The sequence below is a fragment of the Streptomyces sp. NRRL F-2664 genome (assembly GCF_000719345.1).
In the GTDB taxonomy this organism is placed as follows: domain Bacteria; phylum Actinomycetota; class Actinomycetes; order Streptomycetales; family Streptomycetaceae; genus Streptomyces.
The window spans coordinates 1-444 of the sequence record NZ_JOFX01000455.1; the positions used below are offsets into that span (position 1 = coordinate 1).

Consider the following 444-nt stretch of genomic DNA (forward strand, 5'->3'; position numbering starts at 1 on the left):
ACCTCGACCGCGTCGTCATCGCGCTCGATCGCGCGCCTGGTGGGCTGCTGCCAGCTCCAGCCGTGGCGCTTCAGCAGCCGCCAGGTGCCCTCGACCGTGTAGGAGACGTGGAAGAGCCGGCCGATCAGCGTCTTGATCCGTGCCAGGGTCCACCGCTGGTCCGCCCAGCCGTGAGCCAGCGGCCCACGTTCCAACTCCCGCTCCAGCCTGGCGATCTGGGCGTCACTGAGTCGAGGTCCTCCCGGCGACCCCTACGACAGGACCCCGCCCTGGCCGCGCTCGCGCCAGGCCCGGCGCCACCGCTCGACCGACCGCACGCTGCTCCCGCCTGGTTCTCTCGGCGTCGGTCAGTCCGCCGCCCTGCGCGTACCTCACACCCCAGAGCTATCGGTGCCGACACCCAACTGTCAGGCGAACGGAACCGACATCACCCAATCAAGTTCA

At 70.0% G+C, this 444-nt stretch carries 1 pseudogene; it reads right to left on the reverse strand.

Annotated elements, in window-relative coordinates:
- Positions 1-375, reverse strand: a pseudogene (locus IF89_RS39945) (helix-turn-helix domain-containing protein); the annotation flags it as partial.
- Positions 376-444 lie beyond the last annotated feature (69 nt).